This window comes from Sphingosinicella sp. (assembly GCF_013911755.1).
GTDB lineage: Bacteria > Pseudomonadota > Alphaproteobacteria > Sphingomonadales > Sphingomonadaceae > Sphingosinicella.
Genome location: NZ_JACESP010000026.1, coordinates 15,295 through 38,679, shown reverse-complemented (window position 1 = coordinate 38,679; position 23,385 = coordinate 15,295). Strand labels below are relative to the sequence as shown.

21 protein-coding genes and 1 tRNA gene are annotated in these 23,385 nt (G+C 58.0%); 14 read left to right on the top strand and 8 right to left on the bottom strand.

From position 1 onward, the window contains the following. Positions 1 to 7 precede the first annotated feature (7 nt). Together H2052_RS15505 and infC are read left to right on the top strand one after the other, a co-directional pair. Positions 8 to 760 carry a sulfite exporter TauE/SafE family protein gene (locus H2052_RS15505; protein ID WP_293783617.1) on the top strand — a complete coding sequence of 251 codons (753 nt, stop codon included), beginning with the start codon at positions 8 to 10 and terminating at the stop codon, positions 758 to 760. Positions 761 to 900: 140 nt separating this feature from the next. Beyond that, a complete protein-coding gene (gene infC, locus H2052_RS15500) occupies positions 901 to 1,419 on the top strand; it encodes a translation initiation factor IF-3 (protein ID WP_293783614.1) in 519 nt (172 codons plus the stop codon). Positions 1,420 to 1,457: 38 nt separating this feature from the next. On the opposite strand, the gene H2052_RS15495 is transcribed toward infC, so the two are convergent. Then, positions 1,458 to 2,549, bottom strand: a complete 1,092-nt coding sequence (locus H2052_RS15495) for an alkene reductase (RefSeq protein ID WP_293783611.1) — start codon at positions 2,547 to 2,549, stop codon at positions 1,458 to 1,460. An 85-nt stretch (positions 2,550 to 2,634) separates the two neighbouring features. Between H2052_RS15495 and H2052_RS15490 the strand changes: the two genes are divergently transcribed. Next, positions 2,635 to 3,567, top strand: coding sequence for a DMT family transporter (locus H2052_RS15490; RefSeq protein ID WP_293783608.1), 933 nt, complete (start codon positions 2,635 to 2,637; stop codon positions 3,565 to 3,567). Here the strand turns inward: H2052_RS15490 and H2052_RS15485 are convergent. Next, positions 3,536 to 3,937 carry a hypothetical protein gene (locus H2052_RS15485; protein WP_293783605.1) on the bottom strand — a complete coding sequence of 134 codons (402 nt, stop codon included), beginning with the start codon at positions 3,935 to 3,937 and terminating at the stop codon, positions 3,536 to 3,538. The genes H2052_RS15490 and H2052_RS15485 overlap by 32 nt on opposite strands. A gap of 112 nt (positions 3,938 to 4,049) precedes the next feature. Here H2052_RS15485 and H2052_RS15480 point away from each other — a divergent pair, with 112 nt between their 5' ends. Next, entirely contained in the window at positions 4,050 to 4,826 is a 777-nt protein-coding gene (locus H2052_RS15480; RefSeq protein ID WP_293783602.1) for a helix-turn-helix transcriptional regulator, read from the top strand. On the opposite strand, the gene H2052_RS15475 is transcribed toward H2052_RS15480, so the two are convergent. Both H2052_RS15475 and aceA read right to left on the bottom strand, forming a co-directional pair. Then, entirely contained in the window at positions 4,809 to 5,282 is a 474-nt protein-coding gene (locus H2052_RS15475) for a VOC family protein (protein ID WP_293783600.1), read from the bottom strand. The two genes, H2052_RS15480 and H2052_RS15475, sit on opposite strands and share 18 nt — an antisense overlap. Positions 5,283 to 5,413: 131 nt before the next feature. Next, the gene (gene aceA / locus H2052_RS15470) at positions 5,414 to 6,706 is read right to left on the bottom strand and encodes an isocitrate lyase (protein ID WP_366484601.1); all 1,293 of its coding nucleotides are present in this window, start codon (positions 6,704 to 6,706) and stop codon (positions 5,414 to 5,416) included. Positions 6,707 to 6,922: 216 nt separating this feature from the next. Between aceA and H2052_RS15465 the strand changes: the two genes are divergently transcribed. Further along, the gene (locus tag H2052_RS15465) at positions 6,923 to 8,353 is read left to right on the top strand and encodes a short-chain fatty acyl-CoA regulator family protein (protein WP_293783594.1); all 1,431 of its coding nucleotides are present in this window, start codon (positions 6,923 to 6,925) and stop codon (positions 8,351 to 8,353) included. A gap of 3 nt (positions 8,354 to 8,356) precedes the next feature. Here the strand turns inward: H2052_RS15465 and H2052_RS15460 are convergent, their stop codons facing one another. Next, the gene (locus H2052_RS15460) at positions 8,357 to 9,694 is read right to left on the bottom strand and encodes a UDP-glucose/GDP-mannose dehydrogenase family protein (protein ID WP_293783591.1); all 1,338 of its coding nucleotides are present in this window, start codon (positions 9,692 to 9,694) and stop codon (positions 8,357 to 8,359) included. Positions 9,695 to 9,999: 305 nt separating this feature from the next. Here H2052_RS15460 and H2052_RS15455 point away from each other — a divergent pair, with 305 nt between their 5' ends. The 7 genes from H2052_RS15455 (at position 10,000) to asnB (ending at position 18,543) form a co-directional block, all read left to right on the top strand. Then, positions 10,000 to 10,950, top strand: a complete 951-nt coding sequence (locus H2052_RS15455; RefSeq protein WP_293783588.1) for a hypothetical protein — start codon at positions 10,000 to 10,002, stop codon at positions 10,948 to 10,950. Between the two features lie 66 nt (positions 10,951 to 11,016). Next, entirely contained in the window at positions 11,017 to 12,261 is a 1,245-nt protein-coding gene (locus H2052_RS15450) for a lipid II flippase MurJ (RefSeq protein ID WP_293783585.1), read from the top strand. Further along, positions 12,258 to 13,364, top strand: coding sequence for a glycosyltransferase family 4 protein (locus H2052_RS15445; RefSeq protein ID WP_293783582.1), 1,107 nt, complete (start codon positions 12,258 to 12,260; stop codon positions 13,362 to 13,364). Before H2052_RS15450 ends, H2052_RS15445 begins: the two co-directional genes overlap by 4 nt. A gap of 46 nt (positions 13,365 to 13,410) precedes the next feature. Beyond that, positions 13,411 to 14,244, top strand: coding sequence for a class I SAM-dependent methyltransferase (locus tag H2052_RS15440; RefSeq protein ID WP_293783579.1), 834 nt, complete (start codon positions 13,411 to 13,413; stop codon positions 14,242 to 14,244). Positions 14,245 to 14,246: 2 nt separating this feature from the next. Continuing rightward, positions 14,247 to 15,470, top strand: coding sequence for an O-antigen ligase family protein (locus H2052_RS15435; RefSeq protein ID WP_293783576.1), 1,224 nt, complete (start codon positions 14,247 to 14,249; stop codon positions 15,468 to 15,470). Next, positions 15,467 to 16,588: a glycosyltransferase gene (locus H2052_RS15430; RefSeq protein WP_293783574.1), complete on the top strand. Its 1,122-nt coding sequence runs from the start codon at positions 15,467 to 15,469 to the stop codon at positions 16,586 to 16,588. The genes H2052_RS15435 and H2052_RS15430 overlap by 4 nt, the downstream gene beginning before the upstream one ends. Continuing rightward, entirely contained in the window at positions 16,588 to 18,543 is a 1,956-nt protein-coding gene (asnB, locus tag H2052_RS15425; RefSeq protein ID WP_293783571.1) for an asparagine synthase (glutamine-hydrolyzing), read from the top strand. Before H2052_RS15430 ends, asnB begins: the two co-directional genes overlap by 1 nt. Here the strand turns inward: asnB and H2052_RS15420 are convergent. Beyond that, positions 18,522 to 19,679: a glycosyltransferase family 4 protein gene (locus H2052_RS15420; RefSeq protein WP_293783568.1), complete on the bottom strand. Its 1,158-nt coding sequence runs from the start codon at positions 19,677 to 19,679 to the stop codon at positions 18,522 to 18,524. The genes asnB and H2052_RS15420 overlap by 22 nt on opposite strands. A gap of 167 nt (positions 19,680 to 19,846) precedes the next feature. On the opposite strand from H2052_RS15420, the gene H2052_RS15415 reads away from it, so the two are divergent. Further along, a complete protein-coding gene (locus H2052_RS15415) occupies positions 19,847 to 21,148 on the top strand; it encodes a hypothetical protein (protein ID WP_293783565.1) in 1,302 nt (433 codons plus the stop codon). A gap of 48 nt (positions 21,149 to 21,196) precedes the next feature. Here H2052_RS15415 and H2052_RS15410 read toward each other — a convergent pair. Then, a tRNA-Ala gene (locus H2052_RS15410) sits at positions 21,197 to 21,272 on the bottom strand. 99 nt (positions 21,273 to 21,371) lie between these two features. After that, positions 21,372 to 21,698, bottom strand: coding sequence for a TIGR02300 family protein (locus H2052_RS15405; protein WP_293783562.1), 327 nt, complete (start codon positions 21,696 to 21,698; stop codon positions 21,372 to 21,374). Between the two features lie 239 nt (positions 21,699 to 21,937). On the opposite strand from H2052_RS15405, the gene aroA reads away from it, so the two are divergent. Beyond that, positions 21,938 to 23,254 carry a 3-phosphoshikimate 1-carboxyvinyltransferase gene (aroA, locus tag H2052_RS15400; RefSeq protein ID WP_293783559.1) on the top strand — a complete coding sequence of 439 codons (1,317 nt, stop codon included), beginning with the start codon at positions 21,938 to 21,940 and terminating at the stop codon, positions 23,252 to 23,254. Positions 23,255 to 23,385: the final 131 nt, after the last annotated feature.

Here is a 23,385-nt window from a genome sequence, read left to right as displayed (position 1 = left end):
GGGCGCGATGTTCGATGCAATCGGCCTGTCGCCCGAAGGCTTTGTCATTGCCGTCTTGATGACCTTCAGCGCCGCATTCGTGCGCGGCGTTACCGGGTTCGGCATGGCGATCATTCTCGTGCCGCTGCTCGGCCTCGTAATCGCACCTGAGCAGGCCGTGGTCGGGGCGATCCTGCTGCAATTGCTGATCGGCCCTGTCGGCCTGCGCCGCGTGATCGCGGACAGCGAGAAGGAGAGCGTTCTGCCGATCTCGCTCACCGCGGTCGCGACGACGCCCCTCGGGCTGCTCGCACTGACGATGATCCCGGCCGATCAGGCGCGGCTGCTCATCGCGGTGATCGCCATCGGCGCCTTCGTCCTCGTCACCCTGCCGGCGTCGGCGTCGGCCCGGGCGCCGAGCCGGATAGCAACCCTGCTCACGGGGAGCGCGGCCGGTCTGCTCGCGGGCTTCGCGGGTATGCCCGGTCCGCCGGTCGTGCCTTATTACATGCGCCGCAATCTGCCGCCCAGGTCCTCGCGGGCGTCCATGATCCTTGTGTTTTTCGCCACCGCGATCATGGGCAGCCTTGTGGCGGCACTGCGCGGGCTTGCGACTCCGTCGCTGCTGGCGCTTTCAGCGGCATTGTTTTTGCCGATGCTGGCGGGCAATTGGCTCGGCGGGCAGCTGTTTGGTCGCGTTCCGGTGCGGCTGTGGCGAGCGGGTGTTGGTCTGGTTCTCGGAATCGCGGCGGCTTCGGCGCTTTTTCGTCTGCTTGCCTGACGGGCTTTCCGATTAAATTTGTGTGGGACTGTTGCAGTGCTACCCCTTTCGCTAACGCGCGCAACACACTAAATAGCCACGCTTGAACCACGATTCATGGAGAAACTGCTATTCGACCGCCTCTGACCCGGCGCCCCCCGGTGCCGCAAAACTTTTCGGGCCCTCGCTACAACGAGTTCATCCAGTCCCCGAAAGTCCGTGTCATCGATCACGAAGGTGAAAACCTCGGTGTGATGCTCACAGCAGAAGCGATTGAAGCGGCAGCCGAAGTCGGCCTCGACCTCGTCGAGGTCTCGCCCAATGCCGATCCGCCCGTCGCCAAGTTCCTCGACGTCGGCAAGTACAAGTACGAGGCGCAAAAAAAGGCGAACGCCGCCCGCAAGAACCAGAAGACGCAGGAGATCAAGGAGATCAAGATGCGTCCGAACATCGACGACCACGATTACGAAACCAAGATGAAGGCCGTTCAGCGCTTCATCGAGGAAGGCGACAAGGTCAAGATGACGCTGCGTTTCCGCGGCCGCGAGATGTCGCACCTCCAGCTCGGCATGAAGCTGCTTGAGCGCGTGCAGCTGGATGCGGCCGAATACGCAAAGGTCGAGCAGCATCCGAAGCTCGAAGGCCGCCAGATGCTGATGGTGATCGCGCCCAAGCTGTAAGGGCTGCCCCCTCCTTCAAGGGAGGGGGCGCTCTCGTGTCAGGCTGCGGCCTGCGCCTGTTCCCACGTCGGATAGTCGGTGTAGCCCTCGGTGCCGTTCGTGTACCAGAGCTTGTAGTCTTCGGTCGCGAGCGGATGCCCGTCCTTGATGCGTAGTGGCAGGTCGGGGTTCGCGATGAACGGACGACCGAAGGCGACGGCGTCGGCCTTGCCGCTCTCGACGATCTCCGCCGCCATCGCGGGCGTGATGTCGTTGTTCAGCACCAACGGACCATCGTAGAGCTTCCGGAACGACGGGGATACGAGCGGCACGTCCGATTTTCCGAACGTGCCGTCCGGGCGCTGCTCGCGCAGTTCCACGAAGGCGAGTCCGCGTCCGGCCAGCTGGCGCGCAACGATGTCGAACAGCGTCGCGGGGTCGCTGTCGTCGGTGCCTTGCGTGTTGCCGTTCGGCGAAAAGCGGATCGCCGTGCGGTCGGCGCCGATCTCGGCGATTACCGCGTCCAGCACCTCATTCAGGAAGCGCGTCCGGTTCTCCGGGCTGCCGCCGTATTCGTCCTCGCGCGTATTGGAATTGTCGCGCAGGAACTGGTCGATCAGGTAGCCGTTCGCGCCGTGGAGCTGGATGCCGTCGAACCCGGCACGGATCGCGTTGCGGGCAGCGACGGCATAGTCGGAAACGATACCGGCGATTTCGTCCTTTGTCAGGACGTGCGGGACGACATAGTCCTTCTTGCCTTCATAAGTGTGGGCATAGTGGGGTGCCTGGATCGCGCTTGATGACACCGGCTCCATGCCGCTCACCGAGGGGTGAACGAGACGGCCCATATGCCAGAGCTGGGAGATGATCTTGCCGCCCGCCGCGTGCACCGCCGCCGTCACCGGCTTCCAGGCTTCGATCTGCGCTTCCGACCAGATACCCGGCGCGTTCGGCCAGCCGAGGCCCTGCCGGGAAATGCCAGTCGCTTCGGCAATGATGAGGCCTGCGCCCGAGCGCTGGACGTAATAGTCCTTCACGAACGCCTGCGGGACGCCGTCTCGGTCGGCGCGCGCGCGGGTGAGCGGGGCCATCAGAATGCGGTTGTCGGCGCTGATTGCGCCGAACTGAACGGGGTCGAAGAGTGTCGGCATCACGAACCTTCCTGTTGTGTCCATCCCGCCGCAACGTGGGAACGCGGGATGGCGGCGACAAACAAGATTAGGTATTGCCGCGCCAATGAAAACTCCCCGCTTCGCCTTCCCGCTGTTTCTGACAGGCAGTGCCATGCTCTCGGCGGGGCCGCTCCTTGTGCGCCTGGCCGACGTCGGTGTGGTCCAGTCCGCGTTCTGGCGGCTGGCGCTTGCCGTGCCGCTGCTCTATGGGCTCGCCCGCCTTGCGGACCGGCAGGCACCGCTATTGCCGCCGCGCCAGAGCCTGCCGTGGCTGCTCCTCGCCGGCTTCTTCTTCGCGGCGGACCTCGTCGCGTGGCATCTCGGCATCGGCTACACGGTGCTCGCGAACGCCACGATCATCGCAAACAGCGCGGCGTTCCTGTTCCCGATCTGGGGCTATTTCGTCATGCGCCGCTGGCCGACGCCCATGGCCGCGCTTTCGCTGGTGATGGCCGCGATCGGCATCGCGCTTCTGATGGGCCAGTCGGCGAGCCTGTCCGCCGATCATCTTCTCGGCGATCTGCTCTGTTTCGTCGCGGCGGTCTTTTACACGGCCTATCTCGTCGTCATCGATCGCGCGCGCGGCGGTCTTTCCGCGATGGCGACGCTCGCTCCGGTGACGCTCGCGGGGGCGCTGTTCATGCTCCCGCTGGCGTTGCTGGCGCCGGGCGCGTTCTGGCCTCGGGACTGGGTGCCCGTGGTCCTGCTTGCGCTTGGCAGCCAGGTGATCGGGCAGGGGCTCATTGTTTACGCGCTGCCGCACCTGCCGCCGCTCGCGAGCGGTATCGGACTGCTGATCCAGCCCGCGTTCGCGGCGGTGTTCGGCTATGTGTGGTTCGCGGAGATTTTGACGCCGGTTGCCGCCACGGGTGTCGCGATCCTGTTCGCGGCGATCATCCTTGTTCGGCGGCCGAGCGCGGCCCGGCCACCGGTTGAAAAGCGCGTGCCGCCCGCGGGCGGCGGTGTCACGCCGCCCGGAGGGACGCCGTCCGTTTGAGCGCGCCGATCTGAAGCGCGGCGAAGACCAGCACCGCGGCCGCCTGCACGATCACGAACGCCGTGCCAAGCGGCGTCGGATCGACGAGACCCGAAAGCAGCAGGGCGGCGCTCGACGCGGCCCAGGCCAGATTGATGGCGATGACGGCGCGAACGCCTGCCGCGGGCGGACTTGCGGCGCGCATCAACCACAACAGCAGTGCGACGAACGGCACGAAGACGAGACCCGACGCGAAGAGCAAGGTTTCGGGAAGGCCGAGCAGCCCGGCAAGCGCGCTTGCGCCCGCCAGCAGCAGGATCGCGCAGGCGCCGGACATGACGGCATCGAGCATCAGGGCGCGGCGCAGGGCGCTGTCAGGACTAAGGGACATGGCGATTCTCCTTGAGCATGTTGAACGCCGCCAAGCCTGCCTTTTGCCGTGGAGGCGTGTCGATTACCCCGGAGGTAATTGGAAACATGCCCCGCGCCGTTATGTTCGGGTCATGGCAACGCAGGCTTCATCGATCGGCGATCACCTTCGCGACTGGCGCAAACGCAAGCGCATGAGCCAACTCGATCTCGCGCTCGACGCCGAGATTTCGGCGCGGCATCTCAGCTTCGTGGAAACCGGGCGTTCGCGCCCCAGCCGCGAAATGGTTCTGACGCTGGCGGACCGGCTAGGGGTGCCGCTGCGCGAGCAGAACGCGATGCTGCTCGCAGCGGGCTATGCGCCTGCATTCAGCGCGCACGGCTTTGCTTCCGATGCGCTTGCTGCGGCGCGGCAGGCTGTCGACCATATCCTCAAGGCGCACGAGCCGTTTCCGGCGATCGCCGTTGATCGGCACTGGACACTGGTGGCGGCGAACGGCGCGATCGGGCCCTTGCTCGGGGGCGCGGCGGCCCATCTTCTTGAACCGCCCGTCAACGTGCTTCGCCTTGCGATGCACCCCGAAGGCCTAGCGCCCCGTATCGTGAACCGCGCGGCGTGGAGCGGCCATCTGCTCACACGCCTGCAGCGCGATGCCTTCGCCACCGGCGATCCTGTGCTTGCCGATCTCTGGCGCGAGCTTGCGGATTATGCACCGGATGCGGAAGGCCACGATGCGGCCGGCATCTTTCTGCCGCTGATGCTGCGCGGCGAGGGGGGCAGCACGCTCAGCTTCATCAGCACGATCACGAACTTCGGCACGCCTGCCGACGTGACGCTCGCCGAACTGTCGCTGGAGACATTCTTTCCCGCAGACGACGAAACGCGCGCGGCGCTAGTCGGCCATCGCTGAAGCGGCGGCGCGGATCTCGTCCTCGCTCATCGCCTTGATGTTCGACATGAACATCCACGTGTAGCCCGAAGGGTCGGTGAAGACGACGCGGCGCTCGCCGTAGAACTGGTCGGCAGGCTCTTCCGTCATGATGCCGCCCGCTTCGAGCGCATGATTGGTGAAGGCGTCCACATCGTCAACGTAGACGCAGAAGCTGACCGGCGAATGATCGAGCGCTTCGGAGCGCGGGCTGCGGATGGGGCTGCCGCCGGTGCCTTCGGGCGCACACATGAAGAGCAGCTGGCCTTTGTAGCGGAACTCAGCGTGGATCGGCATATGGCCGGGACCGTCGAGCACGAGGCCCAGCTCGAAGCCGAACACTTTCTCGTAGTAGCGGCGATTGTCCACCCAATCGGTGAGAACCAGATAGGGGGTCAGCCACGGCGCGTCCTGCGGCTTCGGGTTGAATCGGGTCATCGCTGGCTCCGGCGTTTGATCTGACCCGCATCCTTGCACCGCGTTTGTGACGGATACGCGACATGCAAAAAGAAGCGCCCGCCGGTTGTCCCGACGGGCGCTTCGTCACCCTCCCCGGTGATTGGGTAGGCTTATGCCGCGTCTTTCTTGAACTGATCGGCTTCGGTCGATTCGGCGAGTGCCGTCGTCGAGCTTTCGCCGCCTGCGAGCGTCGTCGCGACCATGTCGAAATAGCCGGTGCCGACTTCGCGCTGGTGGCGCGTCGCGGTGTAGCCGTTGGCTTCCGCGGCGAACTCGGCCTGCTGCAGCTCGGAATAGGCCGCCATGCCGCGATCCTTGTAGCCGCGTGCCAGCTCGTACATGCCGAAGTTCAGCTGGTGGAAACCGGCGAGCGTCACGAACTGGTACTTGTAGCCCATCGCGCCCAGCTCGCGCTGGTACTTGGCGATCGTGTCCTTATCGAGGTTCTTTTCCCAGTTGAAGCTCGGCGAGCAGTTGTACGCCAGCATCTTGTTCGGGAAGACCTTCTTGATCGCTTCGGCGAAGCGGCGCGCGTCGTCGAGGTTGGGAACCGAGGTTTCCCACCACAAGAGGTCGGCGTGCTCGGCGAAAGCGAGGCCGCGCTTGATGCAATGATCGACGCCGGTGCCATCCTTCAGGCGGAAGAAGCCTTCAGGCGTGCGTTCGCCGGTCAGGAACTCGCGGTCACGCTCGTCGATGTCGCTGGTGATGAGCTTGGCGCTCTCGGCGTCCGTGCGGGCGCAGATCACGGTCGGCACGCCGCAGACGTCGGCGGCGAGGCGCGCGGCGTCGAGGTTGCGGATGTGCGCCTGCGTCGGGATCAGCACCTTGCCGCCAAGGTGGCCGCACTTCTTTTCAGAGGCGAGCTGGTCTTCGTAGTGGACGCCCGAGGCGCCCGCCGCGATGTACGCCTTCATGATTTCGAAGCAGTTGAGCGGTCCGCCGAAGCCGGCCTCGGCGTCGGCGACAATCGGTGCGAACCAGTCGCGCTTGGCGCCGCCTTCGGAATGCTCGATCTGGTCGGCGCGCATCAGCGTGTTGTTGATCTTGCGGGCAAGCTCGGGTCCGGCGTTCGCGGGGTAGAGCGACTGGTCGGGGTACATCGCGCCCGCCGTGTTGGCGTCGGCGGCGACCTGCCAGCCCGAAAGATAGATGGCCTTCAGGCCCGCGCGCACCATCTGCATCGCCTGGTTGCCCGAAAGCGCGCCCAGCGAATTGATGTAGGGTTCCGTCTTCAACAGCTCCCACAGCTTGTTCGCGCCGCGCTCGGCGAGCGTGTAGGCGATCGGGAACGAACCGCGCAGACGTTCCACATCGGCGGGCGTGTACGGGCGCTTGATGCCGTCGAAGCGGCCGGCAGGGGCAGAGGGGATCAGCGATTCGAAGGTCGGCTGGGCGCTCATCGTGTATGACTCCGTGTTAACCATTCACAGTCTTTTTACATTGCAGCGCGGAAACGGGGCTTCAGATGAACCCTGGCGAATCGCAGTGCCCTGTAAATCTGCTATTGATGCCTTGTGGTCTTTCCCCTACTCGCAGCAAGCGGATCGTGTAAAAAACGTGTGTAAGTGTCTGTAAATTTCGTGTCTTGGTTGTTAAAAAGTAAAAGAGACATACAAATGGCGAGCATCGCAATCGACACTGCCGAACCGCGCGGGAAGCTCTTCGCCGGGCCCCGCGTGCGCCGCCTGCGCAGCCAGCTCGGTCTCACGCAGACGCGCATGGCCGAGGAGCTGGGCGTCTCGATTTCCTATTTGAACCTCATTGAACGCAACCAGCGCCCCCTGACCGCACCGTTTCTGCTCAAGCTGTCGCATCAGTATAATCTTGACCTCCGCCAGCTCACCGGCGCCGACGACGACCGCCTCGCACTCGACGTCTCCGAAGCGCTCGCCGATCCGTTGCTCAAAGGCCTCGATGTTGGCCGCGCCGAAGTGCAGGAATTTGTCGCGGCTTCACCCGGCATTGCACAGGCGATCGTGCGGCTGCGAAGCGCGCTTCGCGATGCGCGCAGCAGCGGTACGGGCGCCGAAGCGCCGCAAGGCGACGGGCCGCTCGAGCTCGTCCGCGCGTTCATTCAGGACCGCCGCAACCATTTCCCGGAGCTTGAAGCCCGCGCGGAGGCGCTGGCCGACGAGCTACGCCTCGCGGCACCGGATTTCTTCGCGGCGGTCAGCGACAGACTGCGCGCCCGCCACGGCCTCACGGTGCGCATCCTGCCCGCCGAGGTGATGCCCGAGCTGCTGCGCCGCCTCGATCTCCACGGCCGCCAGCTCCAGCTTTCGGAGCTGCTGGATCCCGCCTCGCGCAGTTTTCAGGCGGCCTACCAGCTAGCGCTTTCCGAAGGCCGCGGGGAAATCGACGCGATCGTCGCGCGTGCCGGGATGCCCGATGCGGCCTCGGAGCGGCTGCTCGTCCAGAACCTCGCCAATTATTTCGCCGCCGCCCTGATGATGCCCTACGGCCGCTTCCATACGGCCTGCGAGGCGACCGGCTACGACCTCGACCTGCTGCAGGCGCGGTTCAGCGCGGGGCTGGAGCAGGTCGCGCATCGGCTGACCACGCTGCAGCGCCCCGGCGCGCGAGGCATTCCCTTCTTCCTCGTCCGCGTCGACCGCGCCGGCAACATCTCCAAGCGCTTCTCCGCAGGGGGCTTTCCCTTTTCGCGCCACGGCGGCAACTGCCCGCTTTGGACGCTGCACAAGGCGTTCGAGCGCCCGGGGCAAATCCTGCGCCAGCTCGTCGAGATGGAGGACGGCGCAAAATACGTGTCGATCGCCCGCACCGTGCGCGCCTACGCGCAGCCCTACGGCGGCGTCCGCCCCGAGTACGCGATCGCGCTCGGCTGCGAGGCGCGCCACGCACACGGCCTCGTCTACGCGCGCGGGCTCGATCTCGGCAGTGGCGAGGCGACGCCGATCGGTCTCGGCTGCGAACTTTGCGAGCGGCCGCATTGTCGCCAACGCGCTCGGCCCCCCGCGAACAGCAGCCTCATCATCGATGAAAAGCAGCGCGGTCCGAACCCCGTTCAGTTCGGCCATGCGGGCTGAGAGCTAGGCCGGAAGTGATCGTGCCCCTGTGTCTCGGCCCGGGCGACCGATCGAGTGATAATGCAATCCTGCAGATCGCATGTCCTCGGGCGGGTAAACGTTTCGCAAGTCGATAAAAAGGGGTGATTTGAGCTGAGCCTTTACCTTGGCTAAATCGAGTGCCCGCAACTCATTCCATTCGGTTAGCAGTACGGCGGCGTCGGCCCCTACAAGAGCTTCGTAGGGATCGTTCGCCCAGTTCACTCCTGAAAAATACTTGTCTGCCTGCTCCCGTCCTTGCGGGTCGTATGCTGAGATTTGTGCTCCTGCGGCCTGCCAGGAGGGTATCATCACCAGTGAAGGCGCCTCTCGCATATCGTCTGTATTGGGTTTGAAGGTAACGCCAAGGACAGCGATCTTCTTTCCCGCAACTGAGCCGCCGCAGAGCCGGACTACACGCTCAACCATCTCTTCTTTGCGCGTGTTATTCACTTCTGTCGCAGCGGTAACGATCTTAAGCGGTACCCCGTTGGAGTGCGCCGTTCGCAGAAGTGCAAGCGTATCTTTGGGAAAACAGGAGCCGCCGTAGCCGGGCCCTGGGTGAAGAAATTTCGGTCCAATTCTCTTGTCAAGGCCTATGCCTTTCGCAACATCCTGAACATTCGCGCCGACGGCCTCGCACAGGTTTGCTATCTCATTGATAAAGCTTATTTTTATCGCGAGAAACGCATTTGCTGCATACTTGATCACTTCGGCCGTTTCGCGATCGGTGAAAACCAAAGGGGTCTCTCTCAGCGAAAGCGGCCGGTAGATCGCGCGCAACACAGATTCCGCTTTCGGGTCGTTTACACCGCAAATCACCCGATCGGGGCGCATGAAATCCTCAATTGCTGATCCTTCCCGAAGAAATTCCGGGTTGGATGCCACGCTAAGCTGTTTATCGGGCGCCACTTCCCGGCATATGGCTTCAACTTCGCGCGCCGTACCCACAGGGACTGTCGATTTGTCGACAATTACGCAGCCATCGGGGGCTGCAGATGCAATTTCGCGCGCCGCAGCATAAACGTGGGTGAGGTCTGCATGCCCGTCGCCCCGTCGCGATGGTGTTCCGACGGCGATGAAAACGGCATCCGTGGCTGCGACGGCGGATGCCGTATCTGATGAAAAGCGCAACCTTCCGGCTTTTATATTTCGAGCAACCAGCGTGTCGAGGCCGGGCTCGAAGATAGGAATGACGCCAGCTTGGAGCTTTTCAATTACGGAGGAATTGCTGTCGATGCAGACGACGCTGTGACCGAATTCCGCAAAACAGGTTCCAGACACGAGGCCTACGTACCCGCTACCGATCATTACAATTTGCATAGCCTACTCCGTAGATTGCCCTCTGAGACGGCCTTGCCGCAAGGACCAAGGAAGGGCAAGTAGCCCTTGATCAGCTTCTCCGGCATCTGGGCGGGGCGTGCAGCTTTTCCTAGCGTGGGGCGTTGCCTGCGTGTCAGGTTGCAGCTAATGGCGCTTCGATAAAGGGTTATACCGTTGTATGGCGACAGGCCACGGCCATGTCATGCTGTCGGCTCTACTGACCACGAGGACGGTGAGACGCGAGATCGGGAGGTAATTTTTTGGACCAATTTCATTCCGATAGCGGCGTGCCCGGAGAAGCTGCAGTGTCCGAATATCGTGAAAAGATGACCCAGTATACAGCGCTCGCAGAGCTTACATTTTTTGAAGTTCTGAAGATGTCTCTATCGAGATGGTGGCTTATATTGGGAACTTTTACAGTATTCATGACGGCATATTACACGTACATCAATTTCGCTACTTTTAAATATGTCGCCGAAATAAAACTTGCTCCGGCGCCATCAAGTGAAAACTCTTTGCGATCAGGCATTGGTGGTCTTGCTGCTCTTGCCGGTCTACGATTAAATGAAGGTCAAAACCTTCCACCTTTTCTGGTCTATACAGAGCAATTGCGTTCGCGAGAAGTTGCGGAGAGGCTGAGCAGGGACCCGACTATCATGCGAGGCCTTTTTGCCGCTGAGTGGGATCCTGCGGCCCGAAGATGGCGGGAACACAAAACTCTCGTTTCAGGATTGCGCGACGTGGTTAAGGGCGTTTTGGGGGTGCCTGTCTACGAATGGAGGCAGCCCGGTGCGGCGCAACTTCAAAGGCTTTTGGAACTTCAGCTAGAGGTAGAAGAGAACAAGCTCACGTCGATTGTCACATTGTCTTTCGCACATCCCGATGGGGCATTCGCTAAACGGTTTCTGACAAGCCTCCACCAAGCGACGGACGATATCATTCGCACGCGCAACCTTCGCCGCGCCAACGAGAATATTCGCAATCTTGAACAGCGGCTCAGGCAAACGGACATCGCGTCATACCGACAGGCGATTGCGGATATTCTTGCTATTCAGGAACGTTCGCGAATGATGGCCAGCGCAAATGTAGCTTATGCCGCGGAACCCATTGGGGAAGCTTACACGCCGGACAGGCCGACCAGGCCAAGAGCTGGTCTTTTGCTCGTGCTGACCATAGTCGGCTCCCTTCTGCTGGGAATGGTCATATCTCTGACCATCGAATTTCAGCAGCGAAACCCAAGATCTGCAGGGCTTTGACGGCGATCTGAATTGACCCATAACCCTGATCGCGACAAGCCGCTCCATGTGCGTGTACTGCGGAACATGTCGTGGCTGTTCGTCTTTCTCCTAATCTCCAAGGCGGTTGGTGCACTTAAAGAGGTTGTTGTCGCGTGGCACTTCGGCGCCGGCGAGATTGCCAATGCTTACGTTTTTGCAATGGCGATCGTTCTCTGGCTTCCGATGTTGCTTCAATCCGTGCTGACGTCTGTCGTAGTGCCGGTAATGATGAGGACGGAACTGGGCAAACGTGGTTCGAAAGAGCTATTTACTCGCGAGCTTGCCGCCTTCACCGCGCTAGTGGGCATGTTCTGGACGGGAGGGCTGGTCGCGGCAGCGCAGCTGGGCGTACTTCCGGACGAACTTGGATATTTCGGGCGATCGATGCTGGAGCAGCTTGCTGTCGTTGGTACCCTGGCTGCGATAGGTGCAGGCCTAGCGGTTCGCCTTCTCGCAAAAGAACGTTATGGTATGCATTTGATCGAGAGCATTCCTGCCCTTGTCCTCATCCCATTTGTCGTCCTGCTTGCTTCAGGCGTAGATACCCTGCTCTTGGGGACAGTTGCCGGCTATTGTGCTTTCCTCGGCGTTGCTATTTTCTATGCGCGCAAACATCGTGTTTTCGCTTTACCGCGCTTGGGTTTTCGCTCCGACTATTGGTTACCGATCCGCAGAGGGCTGGGCGTCATGATTTTCAGTCAGGTCGTCATGAGCCTGACGAACGTAATCGATCCTTGGATGACAGCGGAGTTGGCCGGAGGCGATGTTGCTGCGCTGGGTTACGCAAATCGCGTGGTAAGCTTACTCGTCACCTTTGGTGGCTCGATGGTGGCGAGTGCAATTTTTCCTGTGCTCTCCGATCTCTCGGCGAGAGAGGGTCATGCCCGCGTCTTCAAACACGCCATGCTCTGGGCTCGGTGGTCGTTTCTTGCTGGATTGGGTGTAGTTTTGGTTGGGTGGTTTTCTGCTCCACATGCCATTGCGTTTCTTTTTGAGCGCGGCGCCTTCCGATCTGACGACACACAGTTGGTCTCTGCAATCTTTCAGTGTGGACTTCTTCAGGTGCCGGCGTACATGGCTGGCATAATTCTTGTTCAGGCCCTGGCTTCCACCGGTCATTATCGATGGATTGCGATCGGAGCCGTTCTAAACGTGCTTGTGAAACTGGCGGCGAACACCGTCCTCGCCCCCCATTACGGGGCGGCTGGGATAGCGCTGGGCACTACAATAATGTATTCTATCTCCCTGATTTTTCTGTTTATTATGTCGCGCAGGGCCGTCCGTTCATGAATGTGATGATCGTGATTCCCTCTTTGGAGGGGGGCGGAGCGGAGCGAGCCTTTGTTAACTTGTCGAGTCATTTTCGGGCGAAGGGTTGGAATGTCACCATTGCTACATTTGGTAGCAGCCACCTTGACGCCTACCAGCTTGACCAAGGTGTTCAACGAATAGAATTGGGGCTATTTATAACCAGTCGTAACCCGGTGATTGGTGCATTATTATCCTTATGCCGGGTCTTTAGAATCCGAAACGCTATCAAGAGTTTACGACCAGACATTGTTGTCGGAGTGATGCCAGCTGCAGGCATATTAAGTATATTGGCGACGGTTTCCACGAAAATTCCAGTAATTGTTGCCGAACGATCTCATCCCGGCGCTATACTTTTGCCCATGCACTGGAGGGTTCTACGTAAGCTGCTTTACCGTTATGCAAATGCAGTGACAGTGCAAACGGAGGCTGCAGCCGTCTGGATCAGAAGCGTATGCAAAATGGAGCGGGTTGAGGTAATTCCTAATGCCTGCCATTGGCCCGTTGCAGATAGCCCGCCATTTGTTCCGATCCCAGACGGTAACAAAATCTGCTTGGCGGCCGGTCGTTTTGGACCCGAAAAGGGATTTGATCTGCTTCTGGAGGCTTGGGGGCGAATTTCATATCGTTTTCCCGATTGGCGACTTGCAATAGCGGGCACTGGTGAACAGTACCGTTCGATCCAACAACGCGTCTTTGAATTGGGTCTTGAAAACCAGGTGAGCTTGCCGGGTCGCGTGGGCAACATGGCGATGTGGTATGCCCGGGCCGAAATGTTTGTCCTCTCGTCAAGATTCGAGGGCTTTCCTAACGTCTTGGTGGAGGCTTTGGCTTCGGGATGTGCTGCAGTTGCCTACGACTGTTTGGCTGGACCGGCAGATATCGTACGCAATGGTATAGACGGCATTTTGGTCAGGCCCGGGGAAGTTGAAGAACTGGCTAACGCGATGGAAAAATTGATGGCAAATCCTGATCTCCTTGCGAGATATCGTGCGGCTGCTCCAGATATCATTTCGCGCCTGTCTGTCGATCAGGTTTATGATCGCTGGGAAGTGCTGTTTCGAACGTATACCCTCGCAGGCTAATTGCGGAAGGGAATGTCGGCAAGCTGGAGTTTGTAAGGAGGTGGAAATGGACGCTGTGAGCGAAATCGATTCCGGAGAACGTTTTGGATTTGGAAAGAACTGGTCAAACTTTCTCAAAGTATTGGACGAGGCGCGGATTGAGCAGGCTGAAAAATCACTCCGTACGATGCTGGAAGTCGAAACTCTCAAGGGTCTATCATTTCTTGATATCGGCTCCGGCTCCGGCCTGTTTTCTCTTGCGGCGCGGCGATTGGGTGCGACGGTACATTCCTTTGATTTTGACCCGAATTCCGTCGCATGCGCGATCGAGTTAAAGAGGAGATATTTCCCAAACTGCAAGGAATGGAAGATCGAACAAGGGTCAGCGTTGGACACAGATTATCTGGATGCTCTGCCAGAATTCGATATCGTGTACAGTTGGGGCGTTTTACATCACACAGGCTCCATGTGGGATGCGTTGCAGAATGCATCGCTGAAGGTAAAAGATAACGGCGGAAAGTTGTTTATCTCGATATATAATGATCAAGGGCTGTTCAGCAGATATTGGCTAATTGTAAAGAAAATTTATAATAAATTGCCAAACTTTCTCCGCGATATATTTGCATTTTTTGTGATGTTTCCCCGTGAGATGGCATCGTTAATCGCGCATATCCTAAGAGGAAATCCAAGTGGATATTTTCGTTCTTGGACGCAATACAAAAAACAGAGAGGCATGAGTCGCTGGCACGATATTATTGATTGGGTGGGAGGTTTGCCGTTTGAAGTGGCTAAGCCAGAGCAAATCTTCGATTTCTACTACAAGAAGGGGTTTTCTCTGGAAAGATTGGCTACATGCGCCGGAGGACTAGGGTGCAACGAATATGTATTTTTTAAAAAATAGTTATGACAAGTAATTCAATAAAATATTATGATAATAATGCTCGATATTGGTCATTTTTATATCTAAATATTGTCGGAATTTTTTCAATAGCATCACTAATATTAAATATTCCAAACTTTTTATCTGTAAATTATAATTTCCCGCCGGTTCTTTTTTATTCCATTTTATCATTGTTATGTTTTATTTCTATAGTAATACATGGAAATAAATTTAGAATTGTTTTAACTCAGCCTTTTTTTATTTGGGCAACGTTTGTTATAATTATATATTATATACATCTTTTAATTTCGTACATCACGTATTCTGAAAGAGTTTCGTCAACTATTGCTATTGATTTAATGATTATTCTGGCGGCATTGCTTCCGGCTGCAGCCCTCACTCTGATGGATCGCCGTGTCAAACATGCAAGCTTAGCAGTTGCGGCGCTTCTTTTGCCCGCGTTGATCGTGCTGGACTTTGTTCGGCCGGGTCTTCTCTATCCTCTGGGGACGGAAGGTGCCGTCCTTGGTCGGGGGGCGGCAACCTTCATCAATCCAAATGGCGCTGGAGAGGCTGCATTGTTGGCCACGCTTCTCGTGGCTCCCATATTGCCACCGCGCTGGCGGATTATCCTTTTGGTTGTTTCCGGCATCGGGGTTCTGGCAACGTTTTCAAGAGCAGCAATGCTGGGCTGGGGGCTTGTGCTTCTAATCCTCGTCTATGCCGGCGCGGTTTCCAAAAAAGTAGTGGGATCGCTTTTTATTGGTGCCGTTTCAATCGTGGCGTTCAGCGCGGTGATCGTGACTTATGTGGCGGGCCGTGAGGACTTGGCGGAAGGGGCCGAGAACCTAGTGGGTCGGATCAACTTTTTTCAGAGTGGAAGCCTGGAGGATGCGAGCAGCCTCGAACGTCTTTATGTTCTGGAGGCCGGCATCGAAATGTTCGCCGAGAACCCCATCCTTGGTGGCGGCGCAGGCGCGACCCGGAACTGGCATCTGCGAGCAAGCACCCATAATCAGGTCGTTCTGCTTGCCGCAGAGTTAGGTCTCGTGGGATTGGCGTTATGGGGCAGCCTTCTGTGGATTCTATCGAAGGGGGAGTATTTCTCAAACTATAGATTACAGGTTGGGGGAGCGTTGTTGGCTGTATATTTCGGCATGTTTTCTCATAATTTGTTCAATAGCACGCATTGGTTGTTGGCATTCATCCTGATATCGTCTCGATACGGAAATCGTGAACGCGCATGATCCGCGTATTGCACATCATTACAGGCTTGTCGGTGGGCGGCGCGGAAACCATGCTCGCCAAACTGATCGGCGCAATGAACAAGGATCATTTCGAAAATGAAGTGGTTTCCTTGACAGACTTTGGTCCAATAGCTGAGCGTATGAGAGATACAGGTGTAAATGTATCTGCCCTGCACATACCCCGCCTCGCTGGTATCTCAGGTCTTGTCGGGAAGATTCGGTCTACCCGCGCGGATATCGTTCAAACATGGATGTATCATGCTGATCTCCTAGGCGGCATCGTTGCAAGGATGCTGACCGATCGACCGGTGATCTGGAATATCCGGAATAACGAGTTGCCAGCCGGTGCTGGGTCGTTGCCGACGCGCTTCACGATGCGCGCGTGCGCTCTGCTCTCCGACCGCGTGCCGACCCGCATTGTCACGAATTCGAACATGGCGAGGGACGTGCACGTCCGTGAAGGCTATCGGGATACAAAATTTCGTATCATACCAAATGGGTTTGACACTCGGCGCTTTTCTCCGGATTCGGAACAGCGAGCTTCCATTCGAAAGCAACTCGGCATTTCAGACAATGATTTTCTTGTGGGCTTTTTTGCACGTCTTGATCCGGTGAAGAATCATACAGGCTTTATCGATTCTTGTGCCTCAATTCTGACTGAGGTCCCGCAATTGCGTATTTTGATGTGCGGGAGAGGTGTCGACGAGAAGAATGTTCTGCTCCTGCGGCAGTTGGAGGCGGCAGGCTTACGAAGCCATGCGATACTCCTGGGAGAGCAGCCTGACATGCCTCGCTACTATGCGGCCATAGATACACTTTGTTTGGCTTCGAAAAGTGAGGCCTTTCCCAACGTCGTGGGAGAGGCCATGGCATGTGGGATACCTTGTGTCGTGACAGACGTTGGCGATTGCCACGACATTGTAGGGGAGGCGGGTTTGGTTGTGCCGGCTGAAAATGAGATTGCTTTGGGTGCCGCGCTGAAGGCACTGGCCGCTATGCCGGTCGAACAGCGACAGGCAATGGGCCGGTTCGGGCGGGAGAGGATTGCTTCGGTTTACTCGCTTGACCAGATCGCGCGTCAGTATGAGCGTCTCTATGACTCCGTGGTGAACATATAATGTGTGGCATTGCCGGTTTCCTCTCCTTCTCTGCCTCGTCTGAACAAGCGAACACGACTCTGGTTCGCATGGGAGAGGCAATTGCTCACCGCGGTCCGGACGATCTGGGACTTTGGTTCGACGAACGCGATGGCGTGGGCTTTGTGCACCGCCGCCTGTCGATCGTTGACTTGTCCGCCGCTGGACACCAGCCGATGATTTCGCCCAGCGGTCGTTTCGTCATCATCTTCAACGGAGAAATCTACAATCACCTTGATCTCCGCCGTGAACTTCAAACGGTTGAGTCGATCTCGTGGCGCGGTCATTCGGATACGGAAACGATACTCGCAGCGGTTGATGTTTGGGGAATTGAGGAGGCCGTCAAGCGCTGTGTAGGCATGTTCGCATTTGCGCTTTGGGATATTCGCGACAAGCGATTGGCGCTGGCGCGGGACCGTTTCGGCGAGAAGCCGCTCTACTTCGGTTGGCAGGGTGAGGCCTTTATATTCGGTTCTGAACTGAAAGCGTTACGTCGACATCCCGGATTTCTCGGCGAGCTAAACCCCGACGCGATCGCGCTCCAGTTCAGGCATAATTACATTCCGACACCGTTTTCGATCTACCAGGGGATTTCCAAGCTCACTCCCGGGACAATTTTGTATTTCGATTCCGCAGCGCGGCGCGCCCGTAGCGCAGGTAAGGCCGTGGTTTACTGGAGCGCGAAGGGTGCCGCGGAAGCAGGGCTTCGCGCGCCATTCACGGGCTCTGAGGCAGAGGCCGCAGATTCGCTTGAGCGGCATCTCCAGAATAGCATTGCTGGGCAGATGGTCGCTGATGTTCCTCTCGGCGCATTTCTATCAGGAGGAATTGACTCCTCAACGGTGGTGGCTCTGATGCAGGCGCAATCTTCCCGCCCGATTCAGACCTTTACGATCGGCTTTGATGAAGAGGGTTACAACGAGGCCAAGCACGCAAAGATTGTCGCAAAGCACTTGGGAACGGAGCACACCGAGCTCTACATCCGGCCTGAGGAGGCGCAGGCCGTCATTCCCCTACTTCCAACAATCTATGATGAACCCTTTTCAGACTCGTCCCAAATTCCGACGTTCCTTGTTTCGCAGCTTGCGAGTCGGTCGGTAACGGTAGCCTTGTCTGGGGACGGCGGTGACGAGTTGTTCTGTGGGTATTCGCGTTATGCGCTGCATGGCGACCTATGGCGCAAGATCCGCATGTTTCCTCAGCCTCTCCGCACTTTCGTCGGTACGGCGCTGCAGGAACTTCCATCGTCGATGGTCAACGTTGCGGGAAATGCCATAAGCCGAGCCTTTGGTTTGGGGCCTGTGCGATTGGGTGATCGTCTGTTCAAGGCGGGTGGGGTGCTTCGTCAGCCCAGCCCCGAGGCGGTCTATCGGATGCTGGTTTCTCACTGGACCGAGCCACAGAACCTTGTGGCAGGATCCAGCGAACCCTTATTGCCATTTTTCGATCCGCAGTACGCGGAGACTATAAGCGACATGACGCACAAGATGATGCTGATGGATACGGTCAGCTACCTGCCTGATGACATTTTGGTGAAGGTGGACCGCGCCGCCATGGCCAACAGTCTTGAGACCCGAGTGCCGCTCCTCGATCATCGTATATTTGAGTTTGCGTGGACTCTGCCGCTCGGCATGAAGCGGGGGAGCGACGGGGGGAAGCACGTGTTGCGGCAAGTACTGTACCGCTATGTTCCGCGCGCGCTCGTGGACAGGCCGAAGATGGGTTTCGGCGTCCCGATAGGGGATTGGATGCGCGGAGGGTTACGCGACTGGGTGGAAGATTTGCTGAGTGATCGCAAGTTGCGTGATGGACCAATCGCCCCCGCCCCGGTTCGCCAGTTATGGAGCGAACACCTGTCCGGGAAACGGGATCATCGATACTTATTGTGGGACGTACTAATGTTCCAGTCTTGGCATCAGGCGTCAAAGGCCGAATGACGCGCTAGTAGTTCGCTGTAACGTTCAAGGACGACCGAGGAAACCGCCTCGTCGGAAAATCGGGCGATGGCGTCTTGGCGCGCTGCGTCGCCCATAGACCTTGCGAGGCTTGGATTTTCGGCCATTTGCATCATGGCGGCCGCGAGCGCTTCCGGGTCACCTGCCGGGACGAGATATCCAGTTTCGCCCGGGCGCACTACGTCGCTGCATCCGGGCACGTTCGTGGCGACTAAAGGCCGGCCCATGGCTGCTCCTTCCAGAAGGACAAGAGGGATGCCCTCTCTATATGAAGGCAATACGATGGCATTCGCGGCCTCAATAAAGGGGCGAACGTCGTCAGTTTGCCCCTTGAAATGGACAATATTCATACTCTTAGCTAGAAATATTTCTTTCTCTGTGAGTGTTGACGGGTTATTTTTGTCAATTTCTCCAACTATATCGATGGATATTAGTCTGTTATTATTTCTAATTATGGCTGCAGCTTGAATAAGATCGTTTATTCCTTTTTCTTTTATAAGTCGGCCTATGAAAAGAAATTTAAAAATTTCTGTATTTTTTATTATTTTTGAGGATTTAAAATATTCCGTATTCACCCCGCTACCATTTACAATCGATGTTTTTTTAGTATTAACGATATTTAACTCTGAAAAAACGATCCAATCGTGCCGATTGTAGAAAAATATATGATCGCACACGCTCAGTGAAACTTTGTAAAGCAAAACAATTGTCCTGCTAATTATTTTTGATTTGCTCAAAAATCCATGCCCCAACCCTGGAATGGTGGCCACTCTTACATCGATGCCGCATATTTTGGCGGCAATCATGCCGGCGATCACAGGTTTCACGGTAAAGGCGTGAAAAATGTCCGGCTTTATCTTTCGGAAAACTTTGATGAATTGCAGAATGAGCAAGGCCAGGGCGATAGGATTAAGTGAGCCTTGCCGGACCGGAATGGCGTGAAACGCGATACCTTCGCGTTCCAGTTTGCGTGCAGAACATCCGTTATCCGTGTCTTCGCCTACCGCGACGACTTTGAAGCCTTGGCGCATCGCAGCGTGTGCAAGCGCGCGCCGTTGTGAAAGCATAGTTTGCGCGCAACGGCTGGCGATAAGCAACTGGGGGGCAGGGCGCGGCACGGCAATCGATCCTTTATGGGCTGTGTTTTGTTATCAAGCGTGCTTAAAATGGTCCAACCGCTGGTTAGCTAGGCTTGCGCGTTGTCTCCAAGTGGGCAAGGCGTGTCGACAGTTTTCTTGGTTGTTTCTTTTAAGGTTTTCGATCTATGGCCCGGCCAAAGTTGCTCATGCTTGAGCTGAACGAAGTAAATTTCGATTTTGTTCAAACTTATATCGATCGTGGTTTTCTGCCAAACTTCAAGACTCTCATTGAGCGCTACGGCTTTGCAGAGACGACGTCCGAAGCTCGCTATGAAGAGTTGGAGCCCTGGATACAGTGGGTAACAGCTCATACCGGTTTATCGCTTGCGCAGCATGGCGTGTGCCGATTGGGCGACATCATGCAGCGGGATATTCTTCAAATTTGGGAGCATTTAGAAGCCAATGGGCTAGTAGTTGGTGCGATCAGCCCGATGAATGCGAATAATCGTCTGAAAAACCCCGCCTTCTTTGTGCCCGATCCTTGGACGCCCGCGTCGACGTCTGGTGGCGTAATTCTTAAACGGTTGTCTTCAGCGGTGTCGCAGGCGGTAAACGATAATGCGCAGTCACGGTTAGCCCTTTCGTCTCTACTATGGCTTGCATTGGGTGCTCTGCGCTACGCGAGAGTCGATAGCTATCCGGAATACTTTCGGTTGGCTAAGGGTGCGAGAATGAAGCCCTGGTTTAAGGCTATGTTTCTGGATCTGCTATTGTCAGATGTATTTATAAAGGAATCAATTAATAAAAATCCAGAATTCTGCTCTTTATTTCTAAATTCCTCTGCTCATATACAGCATCACTATATGTTTAATTCTTCCGCATATCGCGGAGAAATGCGGAACCCGTCCTGGTATGTTTCGGAAAATTTGGATCCCCTTTTGGATGCTTATCAGGTTTACGATAAAATTCTCGGCGAAATAATAAGAGTTTTTCCAGATTACCGGTTGATGATTGCAACGGGGTTGCATCAAGACCCATATCCGAAACTCACCGTGTACTGGCGGCTAAAGAGGCACGACGATTTTCTTCGTAAGGCTGGCGTGCTTTTTGAGGCGGTCGAGCCGCGGATGTCTCGAGATTTCTTGGTGAAATGCCAAACACCGGAAAAGGCATTAGCGGCTGAGCAGCGTCTAAAAGACATTGTGGCAGACGATGGTGTGCCGCTCTTCGACATCCACAATCGCGGCTGTGATCTTTTCGTTATGCTCACTTATCCCCACGAAATCGGGGATGCATTGGGATTCCGCGCAGGTAACGTGCACTTCAAAAGTTTACGCAATGATGTCGCGTTTGTCGCCATAAAGAACGGTGAGCACAACGGTATCGGTTATTTTTTGGATACTGGGAACGCTGTTCCGGTTCGTGAACGCTTCGCTTTGACTGAGATCCCTCAGAGAATATGCGCAGCGCTCGGCGTTGGCCGAATGCCAATATGCGCCGACAAGTGAGATTGGACGGTGTCTTGTGATTGAGAATGAAGGCGGATGAGAAGCGAGTGGTGGAGCCGAGGGGGATCGAACCCCTGACCTCTACAATGCCATTGTAGCGCTCTCCCAGCTGAGCTACGGCCCCACACATCTCGTTTGCGGCCCGGTCTGGTCCCGGGCGGCGGGCATTTAGTTCAGAAGCCGCGTCGCGCGCAAGCGCCTTGTGCGGCTCCCTTTCAAAAAATCAGACGTCTTCGCCCGATTCCTTGGTCACGGCGACTTCGCCGAGGTCGTCGTCGCCGCCGAGGTCGTTCTCGTCGTCCGGGTTCACGTCGTCGTCGTCGACATCCACGTCGAGATCGTCTTCGTCGAGGGCGGTTTCGGCGCTCTCCGGATCAACTTCCTTCTTGGCCACCTCGAAGGGCAGCGGCTGCTTGGACTTCAGGATCGGCTCGGGCGCCCAGGCGGTCCCGCATTCGATGCAGGTGACGGGATCATCGGCGCCAAGATCGTAAAAGCGGGTGCCGCATTTCGGGCAGGTACGCTTCGTTCCCCATTCGGGCTTCACCAAGATATGTCTCCGGACGTTCGTATTTCGTACAGCTGTCTGTCGTGTAGCCGCTACCCAAGCGCACAAAAGGGCGCCGTACGGGGCGGATTCGCGGCCGGTGCCTTGCCATGCGCGTGCCGCGCTGTCAAAACCTAATCGCGCCGGGGGCCTCCGGGCGCGGCCGCTGGTGCTGTGCCGGCAGCTTCCCATAGCCGTTTCCTCAAGGATAAAGGGGCCGACCGCTGTCCGCCGCCACACCCATGCCGCTTTCGCTTGTTGCCGAGGGGCCGCTTTCCGGTCGTGTGCGCGTGCCGGGCGACAAGTCGATCTCGCACCGCGCGCTGATGCTTGGCGCACTCGCGGTCGGTGAAACCGTGATCGATGGCCTCCTCGAAGGCGAGGATGTTCACGCCACGGCCGCTGCAATGCGGGCGATGGGTGCGCACGCGGAGCGGGGTGCGGAGGGGCGCTGGCGCGTGCGCGGTGTCGGTGTGGGCGGGCTGTTGCAGCCTGCGGGCGTGCTGGAGATGGGGAACAGCGGCACCTCGACGCGGCTGCTAGCCGGGCTTGTGGCCAGCCACGCGATTCGCGCGACCTTTGTGGGCGACGCCTCACTGTCGAAGCGCCCGATGCAGCGGATCATCACGCCGCTGTCGAGGATGGGCGCGCGGTTTTCGGGGAACGGCGACCGCCTGCCGATGACGGTGGAGGGTGCCTGTCCCGCGCTGCCGATCGAATACCGCCTGCCGGTCGCCTCTGCGCAGGTGAAATCCGCTGTGCTTCTCGCCGGGCTCAACGCGCCGGGGATTACGCGGGTCATCGAAAGCGTGCCGACGCGCGACCATTCGGAGCGGATGCTGCGTGGTTTCGGCGCGGATTTGACGGTGGAAACGCTGCGGGATGGTGCGCGCCTCATCTCCGTGCGTGGGGAGGCAGAGCTGAAGCCGCAGCGAATCACCGTGCCGGGAGACATTTCATCCGCGGCGTTCCCGCTTGTGGCGGCGCTGGTGGTGCCGGGCAGCGAAGTCGTGATCGAAAATGTCGGCCTCAATCCCACGCGCACGGGCATCATCGATGCGCTCGCCATGCTCGGCCTGGAGGTCGTGGTCGAGGACAGGGGCGAGGCGGGGGGAGAACCCGTAGGGGCGCTTCGCGTCCGCCATGCCATGCTCAGAGGCGGCGAGGTCGATCCGGCGATCGCGCCGCTGATGATCGATGAATATCCGATCCTGATGGTCGCGGCGGCGTTTGCGGAGGGCACAACCGTAATGCGCGGGCTGGAGGAGTTGCGCGTCAAGGAATCGGACCGTCTCGCGGTGATGGCGGCGGGTCTTGCCGCCTGCGGGGTGCCGGTCGAGGAACGGGAAGACGGCATCGTGATCCACGGCAGCGGCGGCGCGGCGGTACCCGGCGGCGCAACCGTGGCGAGCCATCTCGACCACCGCATCGCGATGAGCTTCGCAGTGCTCGGTCTGAATGCAAAGGCGCCGATCATTGTGGACGACGCCCGTCCGATCGCGACCAGCTTTCCCGATTTCCTGCCGCTCATGCAGCGTATGGGCGCAACGTCCCGCTAGAAAAGATAGACCAGCGCAAACGCTGTTCCGGCGACATAGGTCGTCAGGAAAAAGCGCAAATCGTTGATCAGTGCCGCCCGGGAAACGCGCGCGCGAACCTGCACATACTCTTGCTCGGAGACCACGGCCTT